A 22,240-nucleotide genomic window follows, 5' to 3' on the forward strand; every position below is an offset into this window, starting at 1 on the left:
ACAATGTTTGAGATCATGGATACTCACTCAGACGACGCGGTGATTAAAGTCATCGGCGTTGGCGGCGGCGGCGGTAACGCTGTCGAACATATGGTCAAACACAACATTGAAGGTGTTGAGTTTGTCGTTACCAACACAGACGCGCAGGCACTGCGTAAATCAAGTGCTGGCTCAACAATTCAATTAGGCCGTGATGTGACCAAAGGCCTAGGTGCAGGCGCGAACCCAGATGTGGGTCGTGCAGCAGCTGAAGAAGATCGCGAAAACATTCGTGCCGCAATTAAAGGTTCAGACATGATCTTTATCGCTGCGGGTATGGGTGGTGGTACGGGTACAGGTGCTGCGCCGGTCGTTGCACAAATCGCCCGTGAAGAAGGTATTCTGACCGTTGCGGTTGTGACTAAGCCTTTCCCCTTCGAAGGCAAAAAACGTATGGTTTATGCCGAGCAAGGTATTGCCGAGCTCGCTAAGCACGTGGACTCGCTAATTACGATCCCGAACGAAAAATTATTAAAAGTATTGGGCCGTGGCACTTCATTACTCGATGCATTTGCTGCTGCGAATAACGTGTTACTCGGAGCGGTGCAAGGTATTGCCGAGCTTATCACGCGTCCAGGTCTGATTAACGTCGACTTCGCCGATGTGAAGACTGTTATGTCTGAAATGGGTAATGCCATGATGGGTACAGGCGTTGCGCGTGGTGAAGATCGTGCTGAAGAAGCCGCTGAAGCTGCCGTTGCCAGCCCATTATTAGAAGATATCGACTTAGCCGGTGCCCGTGGTGTGTTAGTTAACATTACCGCAGGTATGGACATGAGCATCGAAGAATTCGAAACTGTCGGTAATCATGTTAAGGCCTATGCTTCTGACAATGCGACTGTGGTTGTGGGTGCGGTTATCGATCCTGAAATGAGCGACGAACTGCGTGTAACCGTTGTGGCTACTGGTATTGGCGCTGAAAAACGCCCTGATATCCAATTGGTTTCTAAACCTGCGCCGCGTCCAGAGCCTGTGGTTGTGGAACCAAAAGTTGAAGCTTATGTCGAAGAAGCAGTTCATGTAAACTATGCTGCACCGAAAGGTAACGTGTTACCAACGGCAGCACAGCCAGCACCGACTCCAGCGCCCTCGACAAAGCATGAACTGGACTATCTTGATATTCCAGCATTTTTGCGTAAACAAGCTGATTAAAGACGGTATTTGAGTTCAGCGTGTATGTGGTGATATTGTTTGATTGAGCAATATCACAACATAGCTGCATTTGTATGACATGGTTAAGTTATGTTACCATGTCATACCAGTGTGGCCGTTTCGCCACTGCTGAGTGTGTAAATATTAAGCGCTATAATAGAAATTTAAACGGGTAACTGAATGATATTTCAAAGAACTGTTCAAAAAATGGTGAAAGCTACCGGGGTCGGATTACACTCTGGCAACAAGGTCACCTTGAGCATTATGCCCGCACCAGTTAATACAGGGATCGTACTTGTGCGTACCGACTTGAGTCCTGCTGTTGCTATTCCAGCGAAGGCAGAACAAGTTCGCGAAACCACGATGTGCACGGCTCTTGTTAATGACGAAGGTATTCGAATTTCAACTATTGAACATTTATTTGCAGCACTCGCGGGTTTAGGCATAGATAACGCCGTAATCGAAGTGGACGCGCCTGAAATTCCTATTATGGATGGCAGTGCGAGCCCATTTGTCTTCTTATTGCAGTCTGCTGGCATTAAAGAGCAGGCAGCACCTAAGAAGTACTTAAAGATTAAACGCCCTGTGCGCGTTGAAGATGGTGATAAATGGGCTGAGTTAAAACCGTTTAAAGGTTTTAGAGTTAATTTTAAAATTGACTTTGCTCATCCAGAGATCGCTCGTAGTCAACAGCATGTGGTGATGGACTTCTCAACCTCTGCATTTGTAAAAGAAATCAGTCGAGCCCGTACTTTTGGTTTTATGCGCGATATTGAGTATCTGCGTGCGAACAACCTTGCTTTAGGTGGCAGCATGGAAAATGCGGTTGTGCTTGATGAATACCGCGTCCTCAACCCCGATGGCCTGCGTTATGAGGATGAGTTTGTTAAGCACAAGATTTTAGATGCATTTGGTGATCTCTATGTCGCAGGACACGCGATTTTAGGTGAGTTCACGGCCTATAAAACGGGTCATGCGTTAAATAACCAATTAGTACGAGCATTGCTGGCACAACAAGATGCATGGGAATTGGTTAGCTTTGAAAAAGAAGCTGATGTTCCCGTCAGCTTTAGTGTACCTAGTGGCGCAGTATTTGCCTAAAAAGGGTTGATTTATTTATTACGGCTGGCCAATGAGGCCAGCCGTTTTAGTTTTTCACCCAGCGTTCCACTAATATTTTCCGCAAGTGCAGCAATATGTTCAGCGGCCGCAGGGCTCAGTTCTTTGTGCGCTTGTTTAGGCTTTGCATCATACATTGCTAATCTCGGGTTGACTTTAACCTCAATTGCGGTAAGGATTGTGAGCGTTTCTGCTTGAAGCTGTGCTAATAGCTTCGGCTTTTGGAAATTAATTCGTGCAGCCCAAGCCGCCGAAGTAGTTTCAATCACAAGAACACCTTGGCGGAAATTAGCGACTTTCAGCTGCTCCGCAACAGGACCTGCGACAATTTGCTTCACGTGCTGATCCAGGTATAAAAGTAGTTCCGCTTTCTCAGCGATGTCAGGTAATTTACCTGATTGATGTAGTAATTGGCTGAGATCTTGAGGGGGCTTTTTCATATGATAATAAGATGGCTGAATTAGGCTATGAGTGTAACAGTATTTATTCAAGGTCGGAATGGCGTCACACGCTGGCAACCCAGTAAACGTTGGTTGCTACTTCCTATATTATTGTTGGCAACGGGGACGGGTATTTATCAGCACAACTCTGCTCGATTTGAAAATCAGCAAGCCAGTGTGGATAATGATCGTCTCGTACGCGAACAACAAAAGAAACAAGTCTTAGAGCTAAAAAGTGCCACCGAGTCTCAACTAGCCATGCTAGCGACTCATGTTGCACGTATGCAAGCCAAAATCACCCGTCTCGAAGCTTTAGGCCAACAGGTTGCCCAACAGAATAAACTGGCTGAGGATTTTGATTTTTCCTCAGAAGTTGGGGTGGGCGGATTAAGCGAGTTAGGCACCAATATCGAGCTTGGTCAGCTTATCGATGATATGGATAAGTTGGCTTCACGAATTGACAACAATAATGTTCAACTTTCACTACTTGAAACTGTGTCATCTAACCACCATATAGATGATGAGCGTTATATATCAGGTATCCCACTCGATAAAGGTTGGTTATCGTCGCCTTATGGATTGCGTAATGATCCTTTTAATGGTCGCAGATCTGTGCACAAAGGAATTGATTTTACGGGTCGAGAAGGTGCTAAAGTCGTGGCGACTGCTGCTGGTGTGGTGACTTGGGCTGGGAATATGTTTGGTTATGGCGAATTAGTTGAAATTGATCATGGTAATGGTTTTCGAACTCGTTATGGCCATAATAAAGCTTTGTCAGTGACTGTAGGTGATGTAGTCGCAAAGGGCGATACTATCGCCAGTATGGGAAGCACTGGGCGCTCTACTGGTGCTCATGTGCATTATGAAGTGTTGCGTGGCGGACAACAGATAGATCCACAAAAGTTTGTCTACCGCAAAGCAAGTTAATTGAAACATTGGCTTCTAGTTTCCATCATGGACTTGGCCTACAGAGAATAAGTGATTCAGATGTTTGGTAAATTACTGACAAAAGTATTTGGTAGCCGTAATGATCGTACCCTTAAAGGGTTGCAAAAGGTCGTTATTAAAATTAATGCACTCGAAGCTGATTATGAAAAGTTAACCGATGAAGAGCTAAAAGCAAAAACGGCTGAGTTCCGTGAGCGATTAGCTGCAGGTGAAACTCTCGATGACATCATGGCAGAAGCGTTTGCTACAGTTCGTGAGGCATCCAAGCGTGTGTTTGAAATGCGTCACTTCGATGTGCAATTACTTGGTGGTATGGTGCTTGATAGCAACCGTATTGCTGAAATGCGTACGGGTGAAGGTAAAACCCTAACGGCAACCTTACCAGCTTATCTCAATGCGCTGACTGGCAAAGGTGTTCACGTGATCACTGTGAACGACTACTTAGCACGTCGTGATGCTGAGAATAACCGCCCATTATTTGAGTTTCTTGGTTTAACCGTTGGGATTAACGTCGCAGGTATTGGTCAGCAAGAAAAGAAAGCTGCTTATAATGCCGATATTACCTACGGTACTAACAATGAATTTGGTTTCGATTATCTGCGCGATAATATGGCATTTTCGCCACAGGATCGCGTACAACGCCCATTGCACTACGCCCTTATCGATGAAGTTGACTCAATTTTAATCGACGAAGCGCGTACGCCATTAATTATCTCTGGCGCCGCTGAAGATAGCTCTGAGTTATACACTAAGATTAATACCCTTATCCCAAATCTTATTCGTCAGGATAAAGAAGATTCCGAAGAGTATGTGGGAGAGGGCGATTACAGTATTGATGAAAAAGCCAAACAAGTGCATTTCACTGAGCGCGGTCAAGAGAAAGTAGAAAACTTGCTGATCGAGCGCGGTATGTTAGCAGAAGGTGACTCTCTCTATTCTGCTGCCAATATCTCTCTACTGCACCATGTTAATGCAGCACTACGGGCACATACACTATTTGAGCGTGATGTTGACTATATCGTTCAAGATGGCGAAGTAATTATCGTTGATGAACATACTGGCCGTACTATGCCAGGTCGTCGTTGGTCTGAAGGTTTACATCAAGCCGTAGAAGCCAAAGAAGGCGTGCATATTCAGAACGAAAACCAGACGTTAGCTTCAATCACTTTCCAGAACTACTTCCGTCAATACGAGAAGCTGGCAGGTATGACAGGTACAGCCGATACTGAAGCGTTCGAATTCCAGCACATTTATGGATTAGATACAGTCGTTGTACCAACCAACCGTCCAATGGTCCGTAAAGATATGGCCGACTTGGTTTACTTAACCGCCAATGAAAAGTATCAAGCCATTATTAAAGATATTAAAGATTGCCGCGAACGTGGTCAGCCAGTATTGGTGGGTACAGTATCAATCGAACAGTCTGAGCTATTAGCACGCTTAATGGTGCAGGAAAAGATCCCGCACCAAGTGCTTAACGCCAAGTTCCATGAAAAAGAAGCGGAAATTGTCGCGCAAGCAGGTCGTACTGGCGCCGTGACTATTGCTACTAACATGGCGGGTCGTGGTACTGACATCGTGCTCGGTGGCAACTGGAATATGGAAATAGATGCCCTCGATAATCCAACTCCAGAGCAAAAAGCCAAGATCAAAGCCGATTGGCAAGTGCGACATGATGCTGTCGTCGCTGCGGGCGGTTTGCATATTTTAGGTACTGAGCGTCACGAATCTCGCCGCATTGACAACCAATTACGTGGACGTGCGGGTCGTCAAGGTGACGCAGGTTCTTCACGTTTTTATTTATCTATGGAAGATAGCTTAATGCGTATCTTCGCCTCTGATCGTGTCTCTGGCATGATGAAAAAGCTGGGCATGGAAGAAGGCGAAGCCATCGAGCATCCATGGGTATCACGCGCAATCGAAAACGCACAACGTAAAGTTGAAGCGCGTAACTTCGATATCCGCAAGCAATTACTTGAGTTTGACGATGTAGCAAACGATCAACGTCAAGTGGTTTACGCTCAGCGTAACGAGTTAATGGATGCTGAAAGTATTGAAGATACTATTAAAAACATCCAAGACGATGTGATTGGCGCAGTTATAGATCAGTATATTCCACCGCAATCAGTAGAAGAGTTATGGGATGTTCCAGGTTTAGAGCAGCGCCTAAACCAAGAATTTATGCTTAAACTGCCAATTCAAGAATGGTTAGATAAAGAAGACGACTTACATGAAGAAAGTCTGCGTGAGCGTATTATCACCTCTTGGTCTGATGCTTATAAGGCGAAAGAAGAAATGGTCGGTGCCTCAGTACTGCGCCAATTCGAAAAAGCAGTGATGCTACAAACCCTCGATGGCTTGTGGAAAGAGCATTTAGCAGCAATGGATCATTTACGTCAAGGTATCCACTTACGTGGTTACGCGCAGAAGAATCCAAAGCAAGAGTATAAGCGTGAGTCATTCGAGCTGTTCCAACAATTGCTGAATACGCTGAAACATGACGTGATTAGCGTGTTGTCTAAAGTTCAAGTGCAAGCTCAGTCAGATGTTGAAGAAATGGAAGCGCGTCGTCGTGAAGAAGATGCTAAGATCCAACGCGACTATCAACATGCAGCCGCAGAAGCGTTAGTCGGTGGTGGTGATGAAGATGACGAATCTATCGCTGCACATACACCGATGATCCGTGACGGTGATAAAGTGGGTCGTAACGATCCTTGTCCATGCGGTTCAGGACGTAAGTATAAGCAATGCCATGGTAAGTTAAGCTAATCTGCTGCACGACTTACTGACATTACTTCTATCGAATAGATTGATTAGAACACTAAAGGCAACTTATCGAAGTTGCCTTTTTATTTTCCTTTAATAAACCTTACGTTTAATCTGATTGCATCTGGATTGTATTTTCTTACTCTTCTTTTATAGCGAATCGTTGTTATTCCCCATTGAACATAGTTTCACTCTTATCAATAGCCATTAAAGTAAACCTGTCGTGGTCGTAAATTTAACCGTTAAAAACCATTTTGTGGATAAGTCTGAGGATAAAGTGGGGGTATAGTGTGACTAACTGAAAGTATTAAAAAAAGATCTAATTTTCTCAAAAAAGCCCTTGCGGACTTGGTTAATCTCCCTATAATGCGCATCCACTGACAGGGCAGACAGCGAAACGCAAGTTAAGCAAAGAAAGAAAGCCAAGCAGTTCATCGGTTAGCAAGCTAAACGATGAGTGTTGAGAAAGTTGAAAAAACTACTTGACGCACTAACGGGAATGCGTAGAATACGCAGCCCTGACCCGCTGAAAACACTGAAGTGTGTAAGCGAATGGTCAACGCTCTTTAACAATATATCAAGCAAATCTGTGTGGACACTCACAGGTGTTGAGTTAATCGAAACTGCTTAGCCTTCGGGTTGGCAGTCAAAGAATTAATCAATGTAACAATGAGTGTTCATAGCAATATGTACATAATTTTGATTTCGCTTTTTAAAAGCGGAAACAAATGACAGAATTCATTGAGCCGTTTGACGTAAGTCAAACAACAAAACTTTAATTGAAGAGTTTGATCATGGCTCAGATTGAACGCTGGCGGCAGGCCTAACACATGCAAGTCGAGCGGCAGCACAAGGGAGTTTACTCCTGAGGTGGCGAGCGGCGGACGGGTGAGTAATGCCTAGGGATCTGCCCAGTCGAGGGGGATAACAGTTGGAAACGACTGCTAATACCGCATACGCCCTACGGGGGAAAGGAGGGGACCTTCGGGCCTTCCGCGATTGGATGAACCTAGGTGGGATTAGCTAGTTGGTGAGGTAATGGCTCACCAAGGCGACGATCCCTAGCTGTTCTGAGAGGATGATCAGCCACACTGGGACTGAGACACGGCCCAGACTCCTACGGGAGGCAGCAGTGGGGAATATTGCACAATGGGGGAAACCCTGATGCAGCCATGCCGCGTGTGTGAAGAAGGCCTTCGGGTTGTAAAGCACTTTCAGTAGGGAGGAAAGGGTAAGGTTTAATACGCCTTATCTGTGACGTTACCTACAGAAGAAGGACCGGCTAACTCCGTGCCAGCAGCCGCGGTAATACGGAGGGTCCGAGCGTTAATCGGAATTACTGGGCGTAAAGCGTGCGCAGGCGGTTTGTTAAGCGAGATGTGAAAGCCCTGGGCTCAACCTAGGAATAGCATTTCGAACTGGCGAACTAGAGTCTTGTAGAGGGGGGTAGAATTCCAGGTGTAGCGGTGAAATGCGTAGAGATCTGGAGGAATACCGGTGGCGAAGGCGGCCCCCTGGACAAAGACTGACGCTCATGCACGAAAGCGTGGGGAGCAAACAGGATTAGATACCCTGGTAGTCCACGCCGTAAACGATGTCTACTCGGAGTTTGGTGTCTTGAACACTGGGCTCTCAAGCTAACGCATTAAGTAGACCGCCTGGGGAGTACGGCCGCAAGGTTAAAACTCAAATGAATTGACGGGGGCCCGCACAAGCGGTGGAGCATGTGGTTTAATTCGATGCAACGCGAAGAACCTTACCTACTCTTGACATCCACAGAACTTTCCAGAGATGGATTGGTGCCTTCGGGAACTGTGAGACAGGTGCTGCATGGCTGTCGTCAGCTCGTGTTGTGAAATGTTGGGTTAAGTCCCGCAACGAGCGCAACCCCTATCCTTATTTGCCAGCACGTAATGGTGGGAACTCTAGGGAGACTGCCGGTGATAAACCGGAGGAAGGTGGGGACGACGTCAAGTCATCATGGCCCTTACGAGTAGGGCTACACACGTGCTACAATGGCGAGTACAGAGGGTTGCAAAGCCGCGAGGTGGAGCTAATCTCACAAAGCTCGTCGTAGTCCGGATTGGAGTCTGCAACTCGACTCCATGAAGTCGGAATCGCTAGTAATCGTGGATCAGAATGCCACGGTGAATACGTTCCCGGGCCTTGTACACACCGCCCGTCACACCATGGGAGTGGGCTGCAAAAGAAGTGGGTAGCTTAACCTTCGGGGGGGCGCTCACCACTTTGTGGTTCATGACTGGGGTGAAGTCGTAACAAGGTAGCCCTAGGGGAACCTGGGGCTGGATCACCTCCTTACCTATACGACTAACTCGATGCTTGGTCGAAAAATGCTCCTGCATTTTCGACATTCGGTACATCCGTGTACCTTTTGAGTGTTCACACAGATTTGCTTGATAGAAGAAAGAGTAAAAGATGGACCTAGTTAAATAGGTTTATCAAAGATGGGTCTGTAGCTCAGCTGGTTAGCACCCCAATTCCCTCATAAAGAGTAGGGTGAGGTCAGTGGTTCTGGATGGTTGTAGATTTATCAATAAGATGGGTCTGTAGCTCAGCTGGTTAGAGCGCACCCCTGATAAGGGTGAGGTCGGTGGTTCAAGTCCACTCTGACCCACCAATCCTTCCTTCTCAGCGTTGGAAAGTGACTCGTTTAGTGAACTAAACGTCGCCACTGTCCGCCTTGATAAGAAATGATTGGCAAACCAATCCTTTAAGAGGTTTGGAACATCTTATTTACTCGCACTGCATGTAAATGGGGCTATAGCTCAGCTGGGAGAGCGCCTGCCTTGCACGCAGGAGGTCTGCGGTTCGATCCCGCATAGCTCCACCATTTATTGCATTATGGTTAGAGATGCCAAAGATAAACTGAAAAATTATCTTTGGCTTTTTTAAGCCCGCTCTTTAACAATTTGGAAAGCTGATAGTAATTAATGGCATGAGTCTGTCATGTGATTAATTACAAAAAGTTTAATGCGAAAGCATTGAACATTGAGTTCTCAAACACTTTATTAAGTGTCTTGAATATTCAAGTCTAAGGCGCGTCCACTTCTTTGGTCAGAAGTGAGACAAGTAAAACCAGCTGGTCGCAATACAATTCGAGATGTGTTTTTTCTTATTTCGATAAGATAAGCGCAGCCAATCGCTTGTTAGGCAAGGCCGTAAGTTGAATGACGAATGAGTGTAGCAGCACTACATGATTGAGGAATGAGACTTGCAACGCCGCATAACAAGAGGAGTGGCAAGCGAAAAAGAAACCTATCTGGGTTGTATGGTTAAGCGACTAAGCGTATACGGTGGATGCCTTGGCAGTCAGAGGCGATGAAGGACGTAGTAACTTGCGAAAAGCGTTGGCGAGCTAGTAACAAGCATTTGAGCTAACGATGTCCGAATGGGGGAACCCGGCCGCATAAGCGGTCATCATGTAGTGAATACATAGCTACATGAGGCGAACGAGGGGAACTGAAACATCTAAGTACCCTTAGGAAAAGAAATCAACCGAGATTCCCCTAGTAGCGGCGAGCGAACGGGGATTAGCCCTTAAGTCTATGGGGTGTTAGTGGAATGGTCTGGAAAGTCCAGCGGCACAGGGTGATAGCCCCGTACACGAAAACTAACCGTAGATGAAAACGAGTAAGGCGGGACACGTGACATCCTGTTTGAATATGGGGGGACCATCCTCCAAGGCTAAATACTCCTGACTGACCGATAGTGAACCAGTACCGTGAGGGAAAGGCGAAAAGAACCCCTGTGAGGGGAGTGAAATAGAACCTGAAACCGTATACGTACAAGCAGTGGGAGCGGTACTTGAGACCGTGACTGCGTACCTTTTGTATAATGGGTCAGCGACTTACATTTTGTAGCGAGGTTAAGCGAATAGCGGAGCCGTAGGGAAACCGAGTGTTAACTGCGCGTTTAGTTGCAAGGTGTAGACCCGAAACCCGGTGATCTAGCCATGGGCAGGTTGAAGGTTGAGTAACATCAACTGGAGGACCGAACCGACTAATGTTGAAAAATTAGCGGATGACTTGTGGCTGGGGGTGAAAGGCCAATCAAACCGGGAGATATCTGGTTCTCCTCGAAAGCTATTTAGGTAGCGCCTCGAGCGAATACCATTGGGGGTAGAGCACTGTTAAGGCTAGGGGGTCATCCCGACTTACCAACCCTTTGCAAACTCCGAATACCAATGAGTACTACTCGGGAGACAGACGGCGGGTGCTAACGTCCGTCGTCAAAAGGGAAACAACCCAGACCGTCAGCTAAGGTCCCAAAGTGTATGTTAAGTGGGAAACGATGTGGGAAGGCTTAGACAGCTAGGATGTTGGCTTAGAAGCAGCCATCATTTAAAGAAAGCGTAATAGCTCACTAGTCGAGTCGGCCTGCGCGGAAGATGTAACGGGGCTAAACATACCACCGAAGCTACGGGTGCAGCCCATTAGGGTTGCGCGGTAGAGGAGCGTTCTGTAAGCCGTTGAAGGTGAAGGGGTAACCCACGCTGGAGGTATCAGAAGTGCGAATGCTGACATGAGTAACGATAAAGGGGGTGAAAAACCCCCTCGCCGAAAGACCAAGGGTTCCTGTCCAACGTTAATCGGGGCAGGGTGAGTCGACCCCTAAGGTGAGGCCGAAAGGCGTAATCGATGGGAAACAGATTAATATTTCTGTACTTCCGCTAACTGCGATGGAGAGACGGAGAAGGCTAGGCTAGCGCGGCGTTGGTAGTCCGCGTTTAAGGTGGTAGGTGGGTGACTTAGGCAAATCCGGGTTGCTATACACTGAGAGCTGATGACGAGGTCCTACGGGACTGAAGTAGTTGATGCCATGCTTCCAGGAAAATCTTCTAAGCTTCAGGTTAGCGGGAATCGTACCCCAAACCGACACAGGTGGTCGGGTAGAGAATACCAAGGCGCTTGAGAGAACTCGGCTGAAGGAACTAGGCAAAATGGTACCGTAACTTCGGGAGAAGGTACGCTCCTGTTGGTGATGAGACTTGCTCTCTAAGCTGACGGGAGTCGCAGATACCAGGTGGCTGCAACTGTTTATCAAAAACACAGCACTGTGCAAACTCGCAAGAGGAAGTATACGGTGTGACGCCTGCCCGGTGCCGGAAGGTTAATTGATTGGGTTATCGCAAGAGAAGCTCATGATCGAAGCCCCGGTAAACGGCGGCCGTAACTATAACGGTCCTAAGGTAGCGAAATTCCTTGTCGGGTAAGTTCCGACCTGCACGAATGGCGTAATGATGGCCACGCTGTCTCCAGCCGAGACTCAGTGAAGTTGAAATTGCGGTGAAGATGCCGTATACCCGCGGCTAGACGGAAAGACCCCGTGAACCTTTACTATAGCTTGGCACTGAACATTGAACCTACATGTGTAGGATAGGTGGGAGACTATGAAGTTGGGACGCTAGTCCTGATGGAGTCGTCCTTGAAATACCACCCTTGTAGTTTTGATGTTCTAACCTAGACCCCTAATCGGGGTTAGGGACAGTGCCTGGTGGGTAGTTTGACTGGGGCGGTCTCCTCCCAAAGAGTAACGGAGGAGCACGAAGGTTGGCTAAGTACGGTCGGACATCGTACGGTTAGTGCAATGGCATAAGCCAGCTTAACTGCGAGACATACACGTCGAGCAGGTACGAAAGTAGGTCATAGTGATCCGGTGGTTCTGAATGGAAGGGCCATCGCTCAACGGATAAAAGGTACTCCGGGGATAACAGGCTGATACCGCCCAAGAGTTCATATCGACGGCGGTGTTTGGCACCTCGATGTCGGCTCATCACATCCTGGGGCTGAAGTCGGTCCCAAGGGTATGGCTGTTCGCCATTTAAAGTGGTACGCGAGCTGGGTTCAGAACGTCGTGAGACAGTTCGGTCCCTATCTGCCGTGGGCGTTGGATGATTGAGGGGAGTTGCTCCTAGTACGAGAGGACCGGAGTGAACGAACCGCTGGTGTTCGGGTTGTCATGCCAATGGCATTGCCCGGTAGCTACGTTCGGAATCGATAACCGCTGAAAGCATCTAAGCGGGAAGCGAGCCCCAAGATGAGTCATCCCTTGGACTATAAGTCCACTAAAGAGCCGTTCGAGACTAGGACGTTGATAGGCATGGTGTGTAAGCGTTGTGAGGCGTTGAGCTAACATGTACTAATGACTCGAGAGGCTTAACCATACAACCCAGATGGGTTTTACAAAGAAGCCTTAGACAGAATATAAACACTTAATGAAGTGTGGTCATAAAATGCTCCTGCATTTATGACACACAGTACATCCGTGTACTTGAACTCAAAAAACAATCAGTTTTCCGAATTATTAAATAAGATAAGAGCAGGTTTTAGTACCTAGAACCTAGAATCTAGCAGCACGCAGTGCGCTCTCGAGTCTTGTTTAAAATCGAATATGCTTGGTGACAATAGCATTGTGGAACCACCTGATCCCATCCCGAACTCAGAAGTGAAACGCAATCGCGCCGATGGTAGTGTGGGGTCTCCCCATGTGAGAGTAGGTCATCGCCAAGCGCCTAATTATCTTGTAAAGATGTAACCAAGCCAGCTGAATAAGCTGGCTTTTTTGCGTCTGTGATTTGTTAGATTACGTCTAGTTTGCTCTCAATTCGCGAGTTATCTGTAAGCGTCCAGCGATCTACGCTTCTAGATTGGTATAACACTAATTTCTCAATAGGTTACGGGCTATAGATTTGATTTTGTGCTCTCTTTTAAATTGGCCCAATAACTTGCCAGAATAGCGCCTGACAGGTTATGCCATATAGAAAAAATAGCGCTGGGGATGGCTGAGATTGGGCTAAAGAATTTGATACATAAAGCAGTGGCGAGACCGGAGTTTTGTAGGCCAACTTCGATGGAGATAGTTTTACAAACAGTGTGGTTAAAGCCTAATAAACGGCAACAGAAATAGCCTAAGGCGAGACCAAGGCCATTATGTAAGAACACGGCCAGTAGAATAAACGGGCCAACTTTATCAAACTGATTGGCATTTAACGCTACGATAATGGTTATCGCCATCACAATTGCCAAGATAGAAATCAATGGCAATGCAGGAGCGACTTTAGCCACCAGCGATTTAAAAAAATGATTGATAATCACGCCAACGCTGACAGGGATTAGCACCATTTTCACTAAACTCAGCAGCATATCTGCGAAGGGTATATCGATCATTTCGCCAACCAACAGCTTAATAATCAGTGGTGTTAACACCACGCCCGCTAATGTTGACAATGCCGTCATGGTTATCGATAAAGCCACATCCCCTTTTGCTAAGTAACAGACCACATTAGAGGCGGTGCCACCTGCAACGCTACCTACTAACACCATGCCTATGGTGAGATCTCTGTCTAATCCTAATAAAAAACTTATCAGTAGTGCACTTAGTGGCATCACAGAGAATTGTAATATAAGCCCCGTGACTACGGCACGTTTCTGTTTGAATGCATTAGTAAAATCCTGCAGATTTAGGGTAAGCCCCATAGATAACATAATCATCATCAGCAGGGGAACTATGGAGGATCTAAGATCAGTAAACCAATGTGGCATCAGATATGCCACGAATGCCCCTAATAGTGCAAGTAGTGGGAAGAATCTGTTCATATTAGATAGCATAGTAAGCCTTTAAAAATAATAAGTTATTTTTATTGTGCTGGATAATGACAGTCCACTTACCGATAGACAAGGGCAAATCAGATACGGATATATGGTTGAATAAATTATTTTCAGTATTTCGACTGACGTCTGGTTTTAACTATTCAAAACTTCTACCAATTTTGTGAAAGCGGCTTTGCGATAAATGTATTTAAGATTACTAAAACATGATCTGCTTAACAAAAAAACCGTGATTTCCTTGTTAGGAAACCGTAACTTATAACCAGTTCACGTTTTATCTTTTTCATACAGGGTAGTCTAATTGCGCTAGGTGGTCGTGAATTACCTAAAGCTATTTCGGTGTTTACGGTTAGCACTCTCAGATAGGAATCGTTATGTCATCAGTTATTCAAACGCTCAACGGCGCTATCGCAACGCCTTATCAAGCGAATATTACCGTCCCTAACTGGATGCTCGGCTCGATGGAACGGGTCATGCAGTACTATGTCGATAAGAATCTTCGCTTAGATACCTTGTCGGCAGAGATGATGCCTGCACCTGTTGAGGGCAAAAAATACATGTTGTATGCTCATGTTCCATTTTGCCATACGCTTTGTTCCTACTGCACCTTCCACCGTTTTATGTTCAAGGAAGACAAGGCGCGTGCTTACTTCATCTCATTACGGAAAGAGATGGAAATGGTCAAATCCCTCGGCTATGACTTTGAATCTATGTACATTGGTGGCGGAACCACCACAGTATTAGAAGACGAATTAGCCCGCACTATAGAACACGCTAAAACCCTATTTCCTAGCATTAAAGAAGTCTCATGTGAGTCCGATCCGCAGCATTTAGACAGCCCAGGCTTTAAGCAACTCAAAGGCTTAGTGGATCGCATGTCTATCGGCGTGCAAAGCTTTAATGACGATATTTTAAAAATGACCGACCGACTTGATAAATTCGGTACAGGTCAGCAAACCTTCGACAAGATCATGGGCGCCAAAGAGTTGTTCCCTATTATCAATGTCGACCTGATTTTTGGTTTCCGCGGCCAAACTGATGAAGTGATCCAACACGATCTCGACATGGCATCGCGCTTAGATCCAAGACAAATTACCACCTATCCGCTGATGATCACTCATCAAACCCGTAAGAGCGTTAAAGGCAAATTAGCGGCGCCGCAAGCGGATATGGCAAACCAATATCGCCAGATCTTAAACAGCCTCAATGGTCAATATAATCAGTTATCTGCATGGGCATTTGGTAAAGCGAATGACGAAGGTTTTGATGAGTATGTGATCGACTACGATGAGTATTTAGGGGTCGGCTCAGGTTCATTTAGCTTTTTGAATGACACGCTTTATGTGAACACTTTCTCACTACGTAAGTACCAAGAGCGTATTGCAGCGGGTCAAATGGGTGTCGAGCAACAAAAGAACTACAGTAAAAAAGACGTGATGCAATATCGCTTTTTGCTGGGCATGTTCTCAGGCCGTTTATCGCGTAAATATTTCCGCGAAACCTTTGGCGTCAATTTAGATACCGCATTATTTAAAGAAATGACGTCAATGAAACTCATTGGTGCGATTAAAAATGACCCAACGGATCCCGATAATCTGATCGTAACCGATAACGGCAAGATGATGGGGCTATTGATGATGAAAGAGTTCTACGCAGGTATGGATAACGTACGCGCTCAATTGCGTAAACCACTCAAACCTTGCGATATGTAAGCACAGTTAACCACTAAAGGCCCTTTATGGGCCTTTTTGTTAGTGTGATTTCAGTTTATTCTTGCCACAACTCTCGCATGAGCCACTTACCCAGTAATAAAGGAGTATTCGTTATGGGTTTTAATGAACAAGAAAAACAAGCCTTATTAGCACTCAAAGGCGTTGGCCCGACGGTAATTAAACGCTTCGAAGAAATTGGTATCAGCTCGCTGCAACAACTTGCCCAACACGAAGTGGATGATATTGCTAACTTAGTCGCCAGTATGCTGCGAACCACTTGCTGGAAAAATAGCCCACAAGCGCGAAATGCGATAAGTGCGGCCATCGACCTCGCCCGCGCGCAATAATCGTTCCCCATTGATACTAAAACATCCAACTAGAGTTAAGAAGTTTATGTCAGCACACTTAGCCATACCCCTTTTTGCTATAGTTTTACTCGTCTACGGAGAAACAGCCTCTGCCAACGACAGCAGTTTTGGCGATGCTAATGGCTCTATTACCTTGAAATATCAGCCTAATATCAGTATGGATAAAGAGTCTCTCTTTATCAGCGAGACCGAAGTCAGGGTCGATTATATGTTTACCAACACCAGTTCGCAGGATCTTATCGTCCCCATCGCCTTCCCCATGCCACCGATGTTTTTTGGCTCCGCCGATCACAGCAGCATTGATAACTTCACCCTTAAAGTGAATGGCAAAACCCAGCCAACTCAGCACAGGCTTGTTGCCCAACTTGCCGATAAAACCGATATTTCAACCGAGTTGAAACAGCTTGGCTGGGGTGTAGATGAAGTCGCTTACTTTGCCGAATATGCCGAAGTCCCCAAGGGTAAATCCGCGCTCCCCAAGCAATGGTTGGATGAGAACCAACAAATCGCCTTTACCCTAAGTGATTACTTTGTGTGGGAACAAACTTTTCCCGCGGGTAAATCTGTCGCTATCAGCCATAGCTACACGCCAAGCCTCTCAACAGGTATCCCCGATACTGCCAGTAGTATTATTGATACTTACACTGAACTGGCCTGTTTAGATGAAAGTGCAAAGCAAGGCATTAGGAAGCGCAACCTTATCGTTAAACAAGACGGTGAAGATCAGGAGATTGGCGTGGAATGGAGCCACCTTAGCTATATTTTGGTCACGGCTAATAACTGGCAAGGGCCGATTAAGGACTTCAAACTCATCCTAAAAAAATCCCAGCCCACAGATCTCATTAGCTTGTGTTTTGATGGTGAGCTCAAAAAAACCGATCCACTCACCTTTGAATTCCAGCAAAAACAGTTCACGCCAAAGCAAGATCTTAGCATCCTGTTTATTCGTAAACCGAATTTTGAATAATCAAAAAAGAAGCCAGCATGTAGCTGGCTTCTTTATAACTCACTATTTTCAATTTAAAAACTATAGGTCATACCTAACCAATAACGGCGGCCATCTTCAATATAACCGTATTCTTCTTGGGTAATTTCCTTATCGAAGGCGTTATAGATACCCGCGCTAAATTTCAGGCTATCGTTCAACTGATAGTTAGCCCCCAAATCCAGCAGAGTGTAAGAAGGTGCGATTAAACTGCTCGATGAGGGGCCTGTCGTCGGTTGGCTCTCTTCGCCACGGTAGTTCACTCTCAGCCAAGTGCTTAAATTATCAATAGGTTCGTAGTGGAAAGATGCTTGGATCAAATGCTTAGGCAATTGATTCAATGGGCTACCTTTATAAACACCTGTCTTTTGCTCTGAGTCCGTATAGGTATAGTTACCTGTTAAGCTTAAGTTCGAGCGAATGCGATAGTCGATACTTAGTTCAATCCCTTGGGTCACTGCTTCGTCAATATTCACATAGGTTGTAGGATCGGAACCAAATTGATTTGGGCCAGCGGTACATTGAGTCGCAGGGCAGGCTACGCGGGTTATTTTGTCCTTAAACTCGTTATAGAATACACCTGCACTGGCGGTAATGCTTTCGGTCAGATCTGAATATAAACCAAGCTCATAGTTGACGGAGGTCTCTGGTTCAAGATCCGGATTACCGTACATATTGCCGCCACGGCTGACTTGTCCCCAGTCGGGTACTGTCTGGCGCAAACTCGGCGCCCTAAAGCCCGTTGACACACCGCCCTTTAAGGTGGTGCTGTCGGTTAATCCCCACACCCCATAAACGCGCGGACTGACATGATTACCAAAGTTTTCATCGTCATCCAAACGCAGACCCATGGTCAGAGCAAAGTTATCGACAATGCGCCATTCATCCTCAGAAAATACCGACCACTGTTTGCGACTAATATCGGTTAAGTCACTCACTTGGTTACCTGTTTCGTCAGTCAGATCTTGATGATTGAATGCTGCGCCAAAGGTCGCTGTATGGCTTTGGCCTAAGGTTGTGATTAGGCTAGATTGCGCATCCGTGTTAGTGATTTTCATCTTGCGGGATTTATTGTCATATTCCTCATGCTTTATATAAGTATCGGAAGTACCAAAGTCCCAACGACCAGTATGGGAAAGTGAGAAAGTGCTATTTTCATATTCAGTGGTAGAGGAGGCTGGGCAACCATTACGGCCACAGCTTGCACCTGGTGCTAAAGGTGCAACGGTTTTGCCTAAGCTACTGTCGAGTTCTTGGTTAGAGGTACCAACTTCGAACATGATATCGTGATTTTCATTGGGCGTGAGCGCAAATCTCGCGGTCAAGTTAGTCGCATCGCGGCCACGATAACCTCCGTAAATATTATCTTCTTCACGCTGAGTATATTGACCATAAAGTTGCATCCCTAGCAGATCTTTGATCAAGCCACCGTTAACAAAAAAGTTACCTTGATACACATTTCCCGAGTCTGATTTTTCCTGCAGAGTTGTGTCGAGTCGCAGTTCACCTTGCCACTCGTTCGGCACTTTGCGAGTGATAATGTTAATTACCCCACCAATGGCATCCGAACCATAAAGTGACGACATAGGCCCACGAACGATCTCAATTCTATCAATAGCAGCCAATGGTGGTGTCCAAGCGCCTTCAACACCAGGACCATCGCTGTTAGTCCGTGTCTCGCGCGAGGATTGACGTTTACCATCCACTAAAATTAACGTGTATTGACTACCCATGCCACGCAGACTGATATCCTGACGATCCGCACCGCCCGTAATTACCACGCCAGGCACTTCTAACATGGCATCGGTTAAGTCGCGGTAGAAGCGGTTATCCAGATCCTCACGGGTGATCACGCTGATAGAAGCTGGCGCATCGCGAATTTGCTGTTCAAATCCCGAGGCGGTCACCACGATTCTTTCCATCATCTTTTCTTTATCAGGCGCGGTATCCGCAAGGGCATTTGTCACAGGTATTGTGGGTAACAAACATAAAACACTAATTACTTGGGCGAGATACTTCTTACGACTCAACAACATAACCAACAAGTCTCCATAGAGAACATTTTGCAAATGAGAACAATTTTCAATACGGAAATGTATTCCTATGTTACAATTGACTCAAGTTAGAATTTGGGTAATCACTTTTAAGAGTTACTTAAGAATGAATAAAAACATGATCAAGGGGATGATCGTTTTTGCGACTATTGCGGAAAAGGGATCGATGAGTGCCGCTGCGCAGCAATTAAATCTCAGCTCGTCTGCGGTAAGTCAGCAAGTGACCAAGCTCGAAATGGATATGGGGATAAGTCTATTTCACCGAAATACCCGCAACCTCACGCTCACCGAGGCAGGCAGTTTGTTCTATGAGAATTGCCGCAAAGTGATCAGTATCGTTGATAGCACAGAGCAAAAACTTAATAACTTAAAAGGTATTCCTTCTGGAGAATTGAAGATTGCGGCGCCTGTAGGATTTGGTGGTGGTTTATTAAGTGAACCTTTTCAGTATTTACTTGCAACTCATCCACAAATAAGTTTGAACCTCGTTATGCAGGATGGGCCCATAGATATAGTCAACGACGGTATCGATCTGGCGATTTGCATTGGTCCACTCTCAGACTCAAACTTAATTGCCCGTCACTTAGCCGATTGGCGTATGTTGCTCTGTACCTCACCTGATTACTTGCCTATGCATCATAATATCAAGCATCCATCTGAATTAGCGGCATTTAATCGAATCAATCACAATTACACTAAAGGCGAACTTTTAACCCATCATCCTAGTCTTGAGTGTTTTGAGCTCACGGGGCAGCGGATCAGCGTTAACAATATGCAGACCTTAATCCAGCTTACGCTTGATGGGTTAGGATATGCCGCCTTACCAGAACCTGAAGTGCTTGATTATCTTGATAAAGGTGTATTAGTCCCCTTGTTACCCGAATGGTCATTCAATACTTACAGTGTTTACAGTGTGACATCTGCACGGGATAGGCAGCCTGCTAAAGTCAAAGAAGCCTTAAACGCGCTCAGCCAATATTTTAGTCAAACTGATTTTAACCATGCCGATCAATTGAAAGGTGGGAGTTATCAAACAGAGCATATTAAAAGTGGTAAAGAGCACAGGTTAGGCACTTAGCCTACTCGTTATGATGAGAGTGTAAGTTTTGTCACTATGTTGCCAGCGAAGGTGTAGAGTTTGCACATTCATTTCTTACTCAAGCTGGGGTATTCTGCTGATATGAATCAATAAAAAGATGTACCCAATAGATGAAAGATGTGGCCTTAGTATTAGAAGGTGGCGGCCTCAGAGCCATTTATACCGCAGGTGTATTAGACGCGTTTCTACAGCAGTCACTCAACTTTAGTTATGTGATTGGTGTGTCGGCGGGAGCGATTTATCCTGCATCCTATGTGTCACGTCAGTTTGGCCGTAATCTCCAAATCCAGCAGCAATATCTTAATGACAAACGCTATATGGGCGTTCGTCATTGGCTGGCGACAGGCAACTATGTCAACACTGACTTTACCTACCGTCGTATGGCTTATGAGTTGCTGCCATTTGATTTTGAGACATTTTTAAAGAGTGACACTGAATTTAAAGTAGGGGCTTTTAACTGCAACACAGGCAAAACGGATTACTTTAGCAGAGTAGATTTTAGCTGCCATGATAAATTATTGGATGTACTTATTGCCTCCTCTAGCCTGCCTTTTATGTCTAAACCCTGCGTAATCAACCACAATCCTTACCTTGATGGTGGGATTGCTGAACCTATACCTGTGCTGCAGGCTCAAAAAGACGGTTATTCTCGCCAAGTAGTGATCTTGACTCAAGATCAGCACTACCAAAAATCACCCATGAAAATGAATTGGTTAGCGCGCAAAACCTATAAACGCTATCCCGCAGTTGCCCATGCATTAAGCGAGCGCCATCGAGTTTACAACCGCGCGTTACTCGATATCGACCAAGCCGTTATCGCAGGTAAAGCCTTTGTGATCCGTCCCGACAAGCCACTTAATTTATCAAGACTTGATCGTAATATTGATAAAGTGACCGCTGTTTATCAGCAAGGGCTTACCGATGGGAATGCTATTCTGCCCACCTTGCTTACTTGGCTAGTGAAGCCTGAAGGTGGCTAAGTTTGAGGCGAGTGTGATTGATGCACTCGATTGATAATCAACTCTCGCAGCCATTTATGGCTTAAGTCGTGTTCGAAGTGTTTGTGCCACATCAATAAATACGCACCGGGGATCAGCTTGATGGGTGATGGTAAAGACTGAAGCTCAAAAGACTTCATCACAGCCAAGGCATACCGCGAAGGTGCACAGAGGATCAAATCGCTCTGTTCACACAGGGTGAGAGCACTCTGAAAGTCGGTCATATTCACGGCAATATCCCGTTTACGGCCCTCGAGTTGCAACACATCATCCAGCAACCAATGCTCTAAACCACCAAAAGCCACTTGCAGATGACGATAACTCAAGAAGGTATCTAAATTCCACTCTTGCGTTAACGCCGGATGATCACGGCGCATCAAACACACTGGATAATCCTGCACTAACTCAGCATGACATAAGTCATCGGGAATATTATTCACATGCATGGGCGAGCGCTCGTCCCACTCGCGACAACCTATGGCTAAGTCGATGTCGCAGCGCAGTAATTTGTCCATAGTATCGAGTCGCCATGTTTGACAATTGAGACTCACACCGGGCGCTTGGGTAAGCAACGTGGGCATAAAATGGGGAAAGGTCAGCGAATAGGTGGTTTCAACCAAATGCATTCTAAATTGACGTTGGCTCAAGACCGGTTCAAAGGTGTTGGGGCGAGTAAATTGCGCCAGCTGCTGTAAGCATTGGCGCAACTCAGGCGCGAGTGACAAGGCCTTGGGCGTCGGTTTTAGGCCATAGGCGGTACGCTCAAATAAAGGATCGTCAAACACTTCTCTCAAACGTGTGAGCTGTTTACTCACCGCCGACTGGCTCAAATGCAACCGCGCCGCAGCGGCGGTCACGCTTTGTTCCTCAAGTAGGATTTCGAGTACGGGCAGTAAATTCAGATCCAAACGTTTTAGCATTTATGCCTCATT

13 protein-coding genes, 2 tRNA genes and 3 rRNA genes are annotated in these 22,240 nt (G+C 46.0%); 14 read left to right on the top strand and 4 right to left on the bottom strand.

The features are described from left to right. Positions 1 to 3 precede the first annotated feature (3 nt). Both ftsZ and lpxC read left to right on the top strand, forming a co-directional pair. Positions 4 to 1,191, top strand: a complete 1,188-nt coding sequence (gene ftsZ, locus SPUTW3181_RS02030; RefSeq protein WP_011787787.1) for a cell division protein FtsZ — start codon at positions 4 to 6, stop codon at positions 1,189 to 1,191. A 180-nt stretch (positions 1,192 to 1,371) separates the two neighbouring features. Beyond that, a complete protein-coding gene (gene lpxC, locus SPUTW3181_RS02035) occupies positions 1,372 to 2,292 on the top strand; it encodes a UDP-3-O-acyl-N-acetylglucosamine deacetylase (protein ID WP_011787788.1) in 921 nt (306 codons plus the stop codon). A gap of 11 nt (positions 2,293 to 2,303) precedes the next feature. Here the strand turns inward: lpxC and SPUTW3181_RS02040 are convergent, their stop codons facing one another. Further along, positions 2,304 to 2,750 (bottom strand): DUF721 domain-containing protein, encoded by a 447-nt coding sequence (locus SPUTW3181_RS02040; protein WP_011787789.1) that lies wholly within the window; start codon positions 2,748 to 2,750, stop codon positions 2,304 to 2,306. A 27-nt stretch (positions 2,751 to 2,777) separates the two neighbouring features. Here SPUTW3181_RS02040 and SPUTW3181_RS02045 point away from each other — a divergent pair, with 27 nt between their 5' ends. From SPUTW3181_RS02045 to rrf, 7 genes are all read left to right on the top strand, one after another. After that, positions 2,778 to 3,677, top strand: coding sequence for a M23 family metallopeptidase (locus tag SPUTW3181_RS02045; protein ID WP_011787790.1), 900 nt, complete (start codon positions 2,778 to 2,780; stop codon positions 3,675 to 3,677). A gap of 60 nt (positions 3,678 to 3,737) precedes the next feature. Further along, positions 3,738 to 6,467 carry a preprotein translocase subunit SecA gene (gene secA / locus SPUTW3181_RS02050; protein WP_011787791.1) on the top strand — a complete coding sequence of 910 codons (2,730 nt, stop codon included), beginning with the start codon at positions 3,738 to 3,740 and terminating at the stop codon, positions 6,465 to 6,467. Between the two features lie 773 nt (positions 6,468 to 7,240). Next, positions 7,241 to 8,783 (top strand): 16S ribosomal RNA (locus SPUTW3181_RS02055). Positions 8,784 to 9,025: 242 nt separating this feature from the next. After that, positions 9,026 to 9,102: transfer RNA gene (locus tag SPUTW3181_RS02060), tRNA-Ile, on the top strand. A 137-nt stretch (positions 9,103 to 9,239) separates the two neighbouring features. Beyond that, a tRNA-Ala gene (locus SPUTW3181_RS02065) sits at positions 9,240 to 9,315 on the top strand. A gap of 440 nt (positions 9,316 to 9,755) precedes the next feature. Continuing rightward, positions 9,756 to 12,648 (top strand): 23S ribosomal RNA (locus SPUTW3181_RS02070). Between the two features lie 230 nt (positions 12,649 to 12,878). Continuing rightward, positions 12,879 to 12,994: ribosomal RNA gene (gene rrf / locus SPUTW3181_RS02075) — 5S ribosomal RNA — on the top strand. The 16S, 23S and 5S rRNA genes sit together here with 2 tRNA genes alongside, the layout of an rRNA operon. 171 nt (positions 12,995 to 13,165) lie before the next feature. Here the strand turns inward: rrf and SPUTW3181_RS02080 are convergent. After that, complete coding sequence (locus tag SPUTW3181_RS02080; protein ID WP_011920064.1) at positions 13,166 to 14,092, bottom strand: bile acid:sodium symporter family protein; 927 nt, start codon at positions 14,090 to 14,092, stop codon at positions 13,166 to 13,168. A 374-nt stretch (positions 14,093 to 14,466) separates the two neighbouring features. On the opposite strand from SPUTW3181_RS02080, the gene SPUTW3181_RS02085 reads away from it, so the two are divergent. The 3 genes from SPUTW3181_RS02085 (at position 14,467) to SPUTW3181_RS02095 (ending at position 17,139) form a co-directional block, all read left to right on the top strand. Beyond that, positions 14,467 to 15,804: a coproporphyrinogen III oxidase family protein gene (locus SPUTW3181_RS02085; RefSeq protein WP_011787793.1), complete on the top strand. Its 1,338-nt coding sequence runs from the start codon at positions 14,467 to 14,469 to the stop codon at positions 15,802 to 15,804. 113 nt (positions 15,805 to 15,917) lie between these two features. Next, complete coding sequence (locus tag SPUTW3181_RS02090) at positions 15,918 to 16,151, top strand: hypothetical protein (protein WP_011787794.1); 234 nt, start codon at positions 15,918 to 15,920, stop codon at positions 16,149 to 16,151. A gap of 46 nt (positions 16,152 to 16,197) precedes the next feature. Continuing rightward, the gene (locus SPUTW3181_RS02095; protein ID WP_011787795.1) at positions 16,198 to 17,139 is read left to right on the top strand and encodes a DUF4424 domain-containing protein; all 942 of its coding nucleotides are present in this window, start codon (positions 16,198 to 16,200) and stop codon (positions 17,137 to 17,139) included. Positions 17,140 to 17,192: 53 nt separating this feature from the next. Here the strand turns inward: SPUTW3181_RS02095 and SPUTW3181_RS02100 are convergent, their stop codons facing one another. Further along, entirely contained in the window at positions 17,193 to 19,193 is a 2,001-nt protein-coding gene (locus SPUTW3181_RS02100) for a ligand-gated channel protein (RefSeq protein ID WP_011787796.1), read from the bottom strand. Between the two features lie 124 nt (positions 19,194 to 19,317). Between SPUTW3181_RS02100 and SPUTW3181_RS02105 the strand changes: the two genes are divergently transcribed. Together SPUTW3181_RS02105 and SPUTW3181_RS02110 are read left to right on the top strand one after the other, a co-directional pair. Next, positions 19,318 to 20,289, top strand: coding sequence for a LysR family transcriptional regulator (locus tag SPUTW3181_RS02105; RefSeq protein ID WP_041407907.1), 972 nt, complete (start codon positions 19,318 to 19,320; stop codon positions 20,287 to 20,289). A 131-nt stretch (positions 20,290 to 20,420) separates the two neighbouring features. Next, the gene (locus SPUTW3181_RS02110) at positions 20,421 to 21,290 is read left to right on the top strand and encodes a patatin family protein (protein ID WP_011787798.1); all 870 of its coding nucleotides are present in this window, start codon (positions 20,421 to 20,423) and stop codon (positions 21,288 to 21,290) included. On the opposite strand, the gene SPUTW3181_RS02115 is transcribed toward SPUTW3181_RS02110, so the two are convergent. Beyond that, the gene (locus SPUTW3181_RS02115) at positions 21,287 to 22,228 is read right to left on the bottom strand and encodes a LysR family transcriptional regulator (protein ID WP_011787799.1); all 942 of its coding nucleotides are present in this window, start codon (positions 22,226 to 22,228) and stop codon (positions 21,287 to 21,289) included. The genes SPUTW3181_RS02110 and SPUTW3181_RS02115 overlap by 4 nt on opposite strands. Positions 22,229 to 22,240: the final 12 nt, after the last annotated feature.

Source organism: Shewanella sp. W3-18-1 (genome assembly GCF_000015185.1).
In the GTDB taxonomy this organism is placed as follows: domain Bacteria; phylum Pseudomonadota; class Gammaproteobacteria; order Enterobacterales; family Shewanellaceae; genus Shewanella; species Shewanella putrefaciens.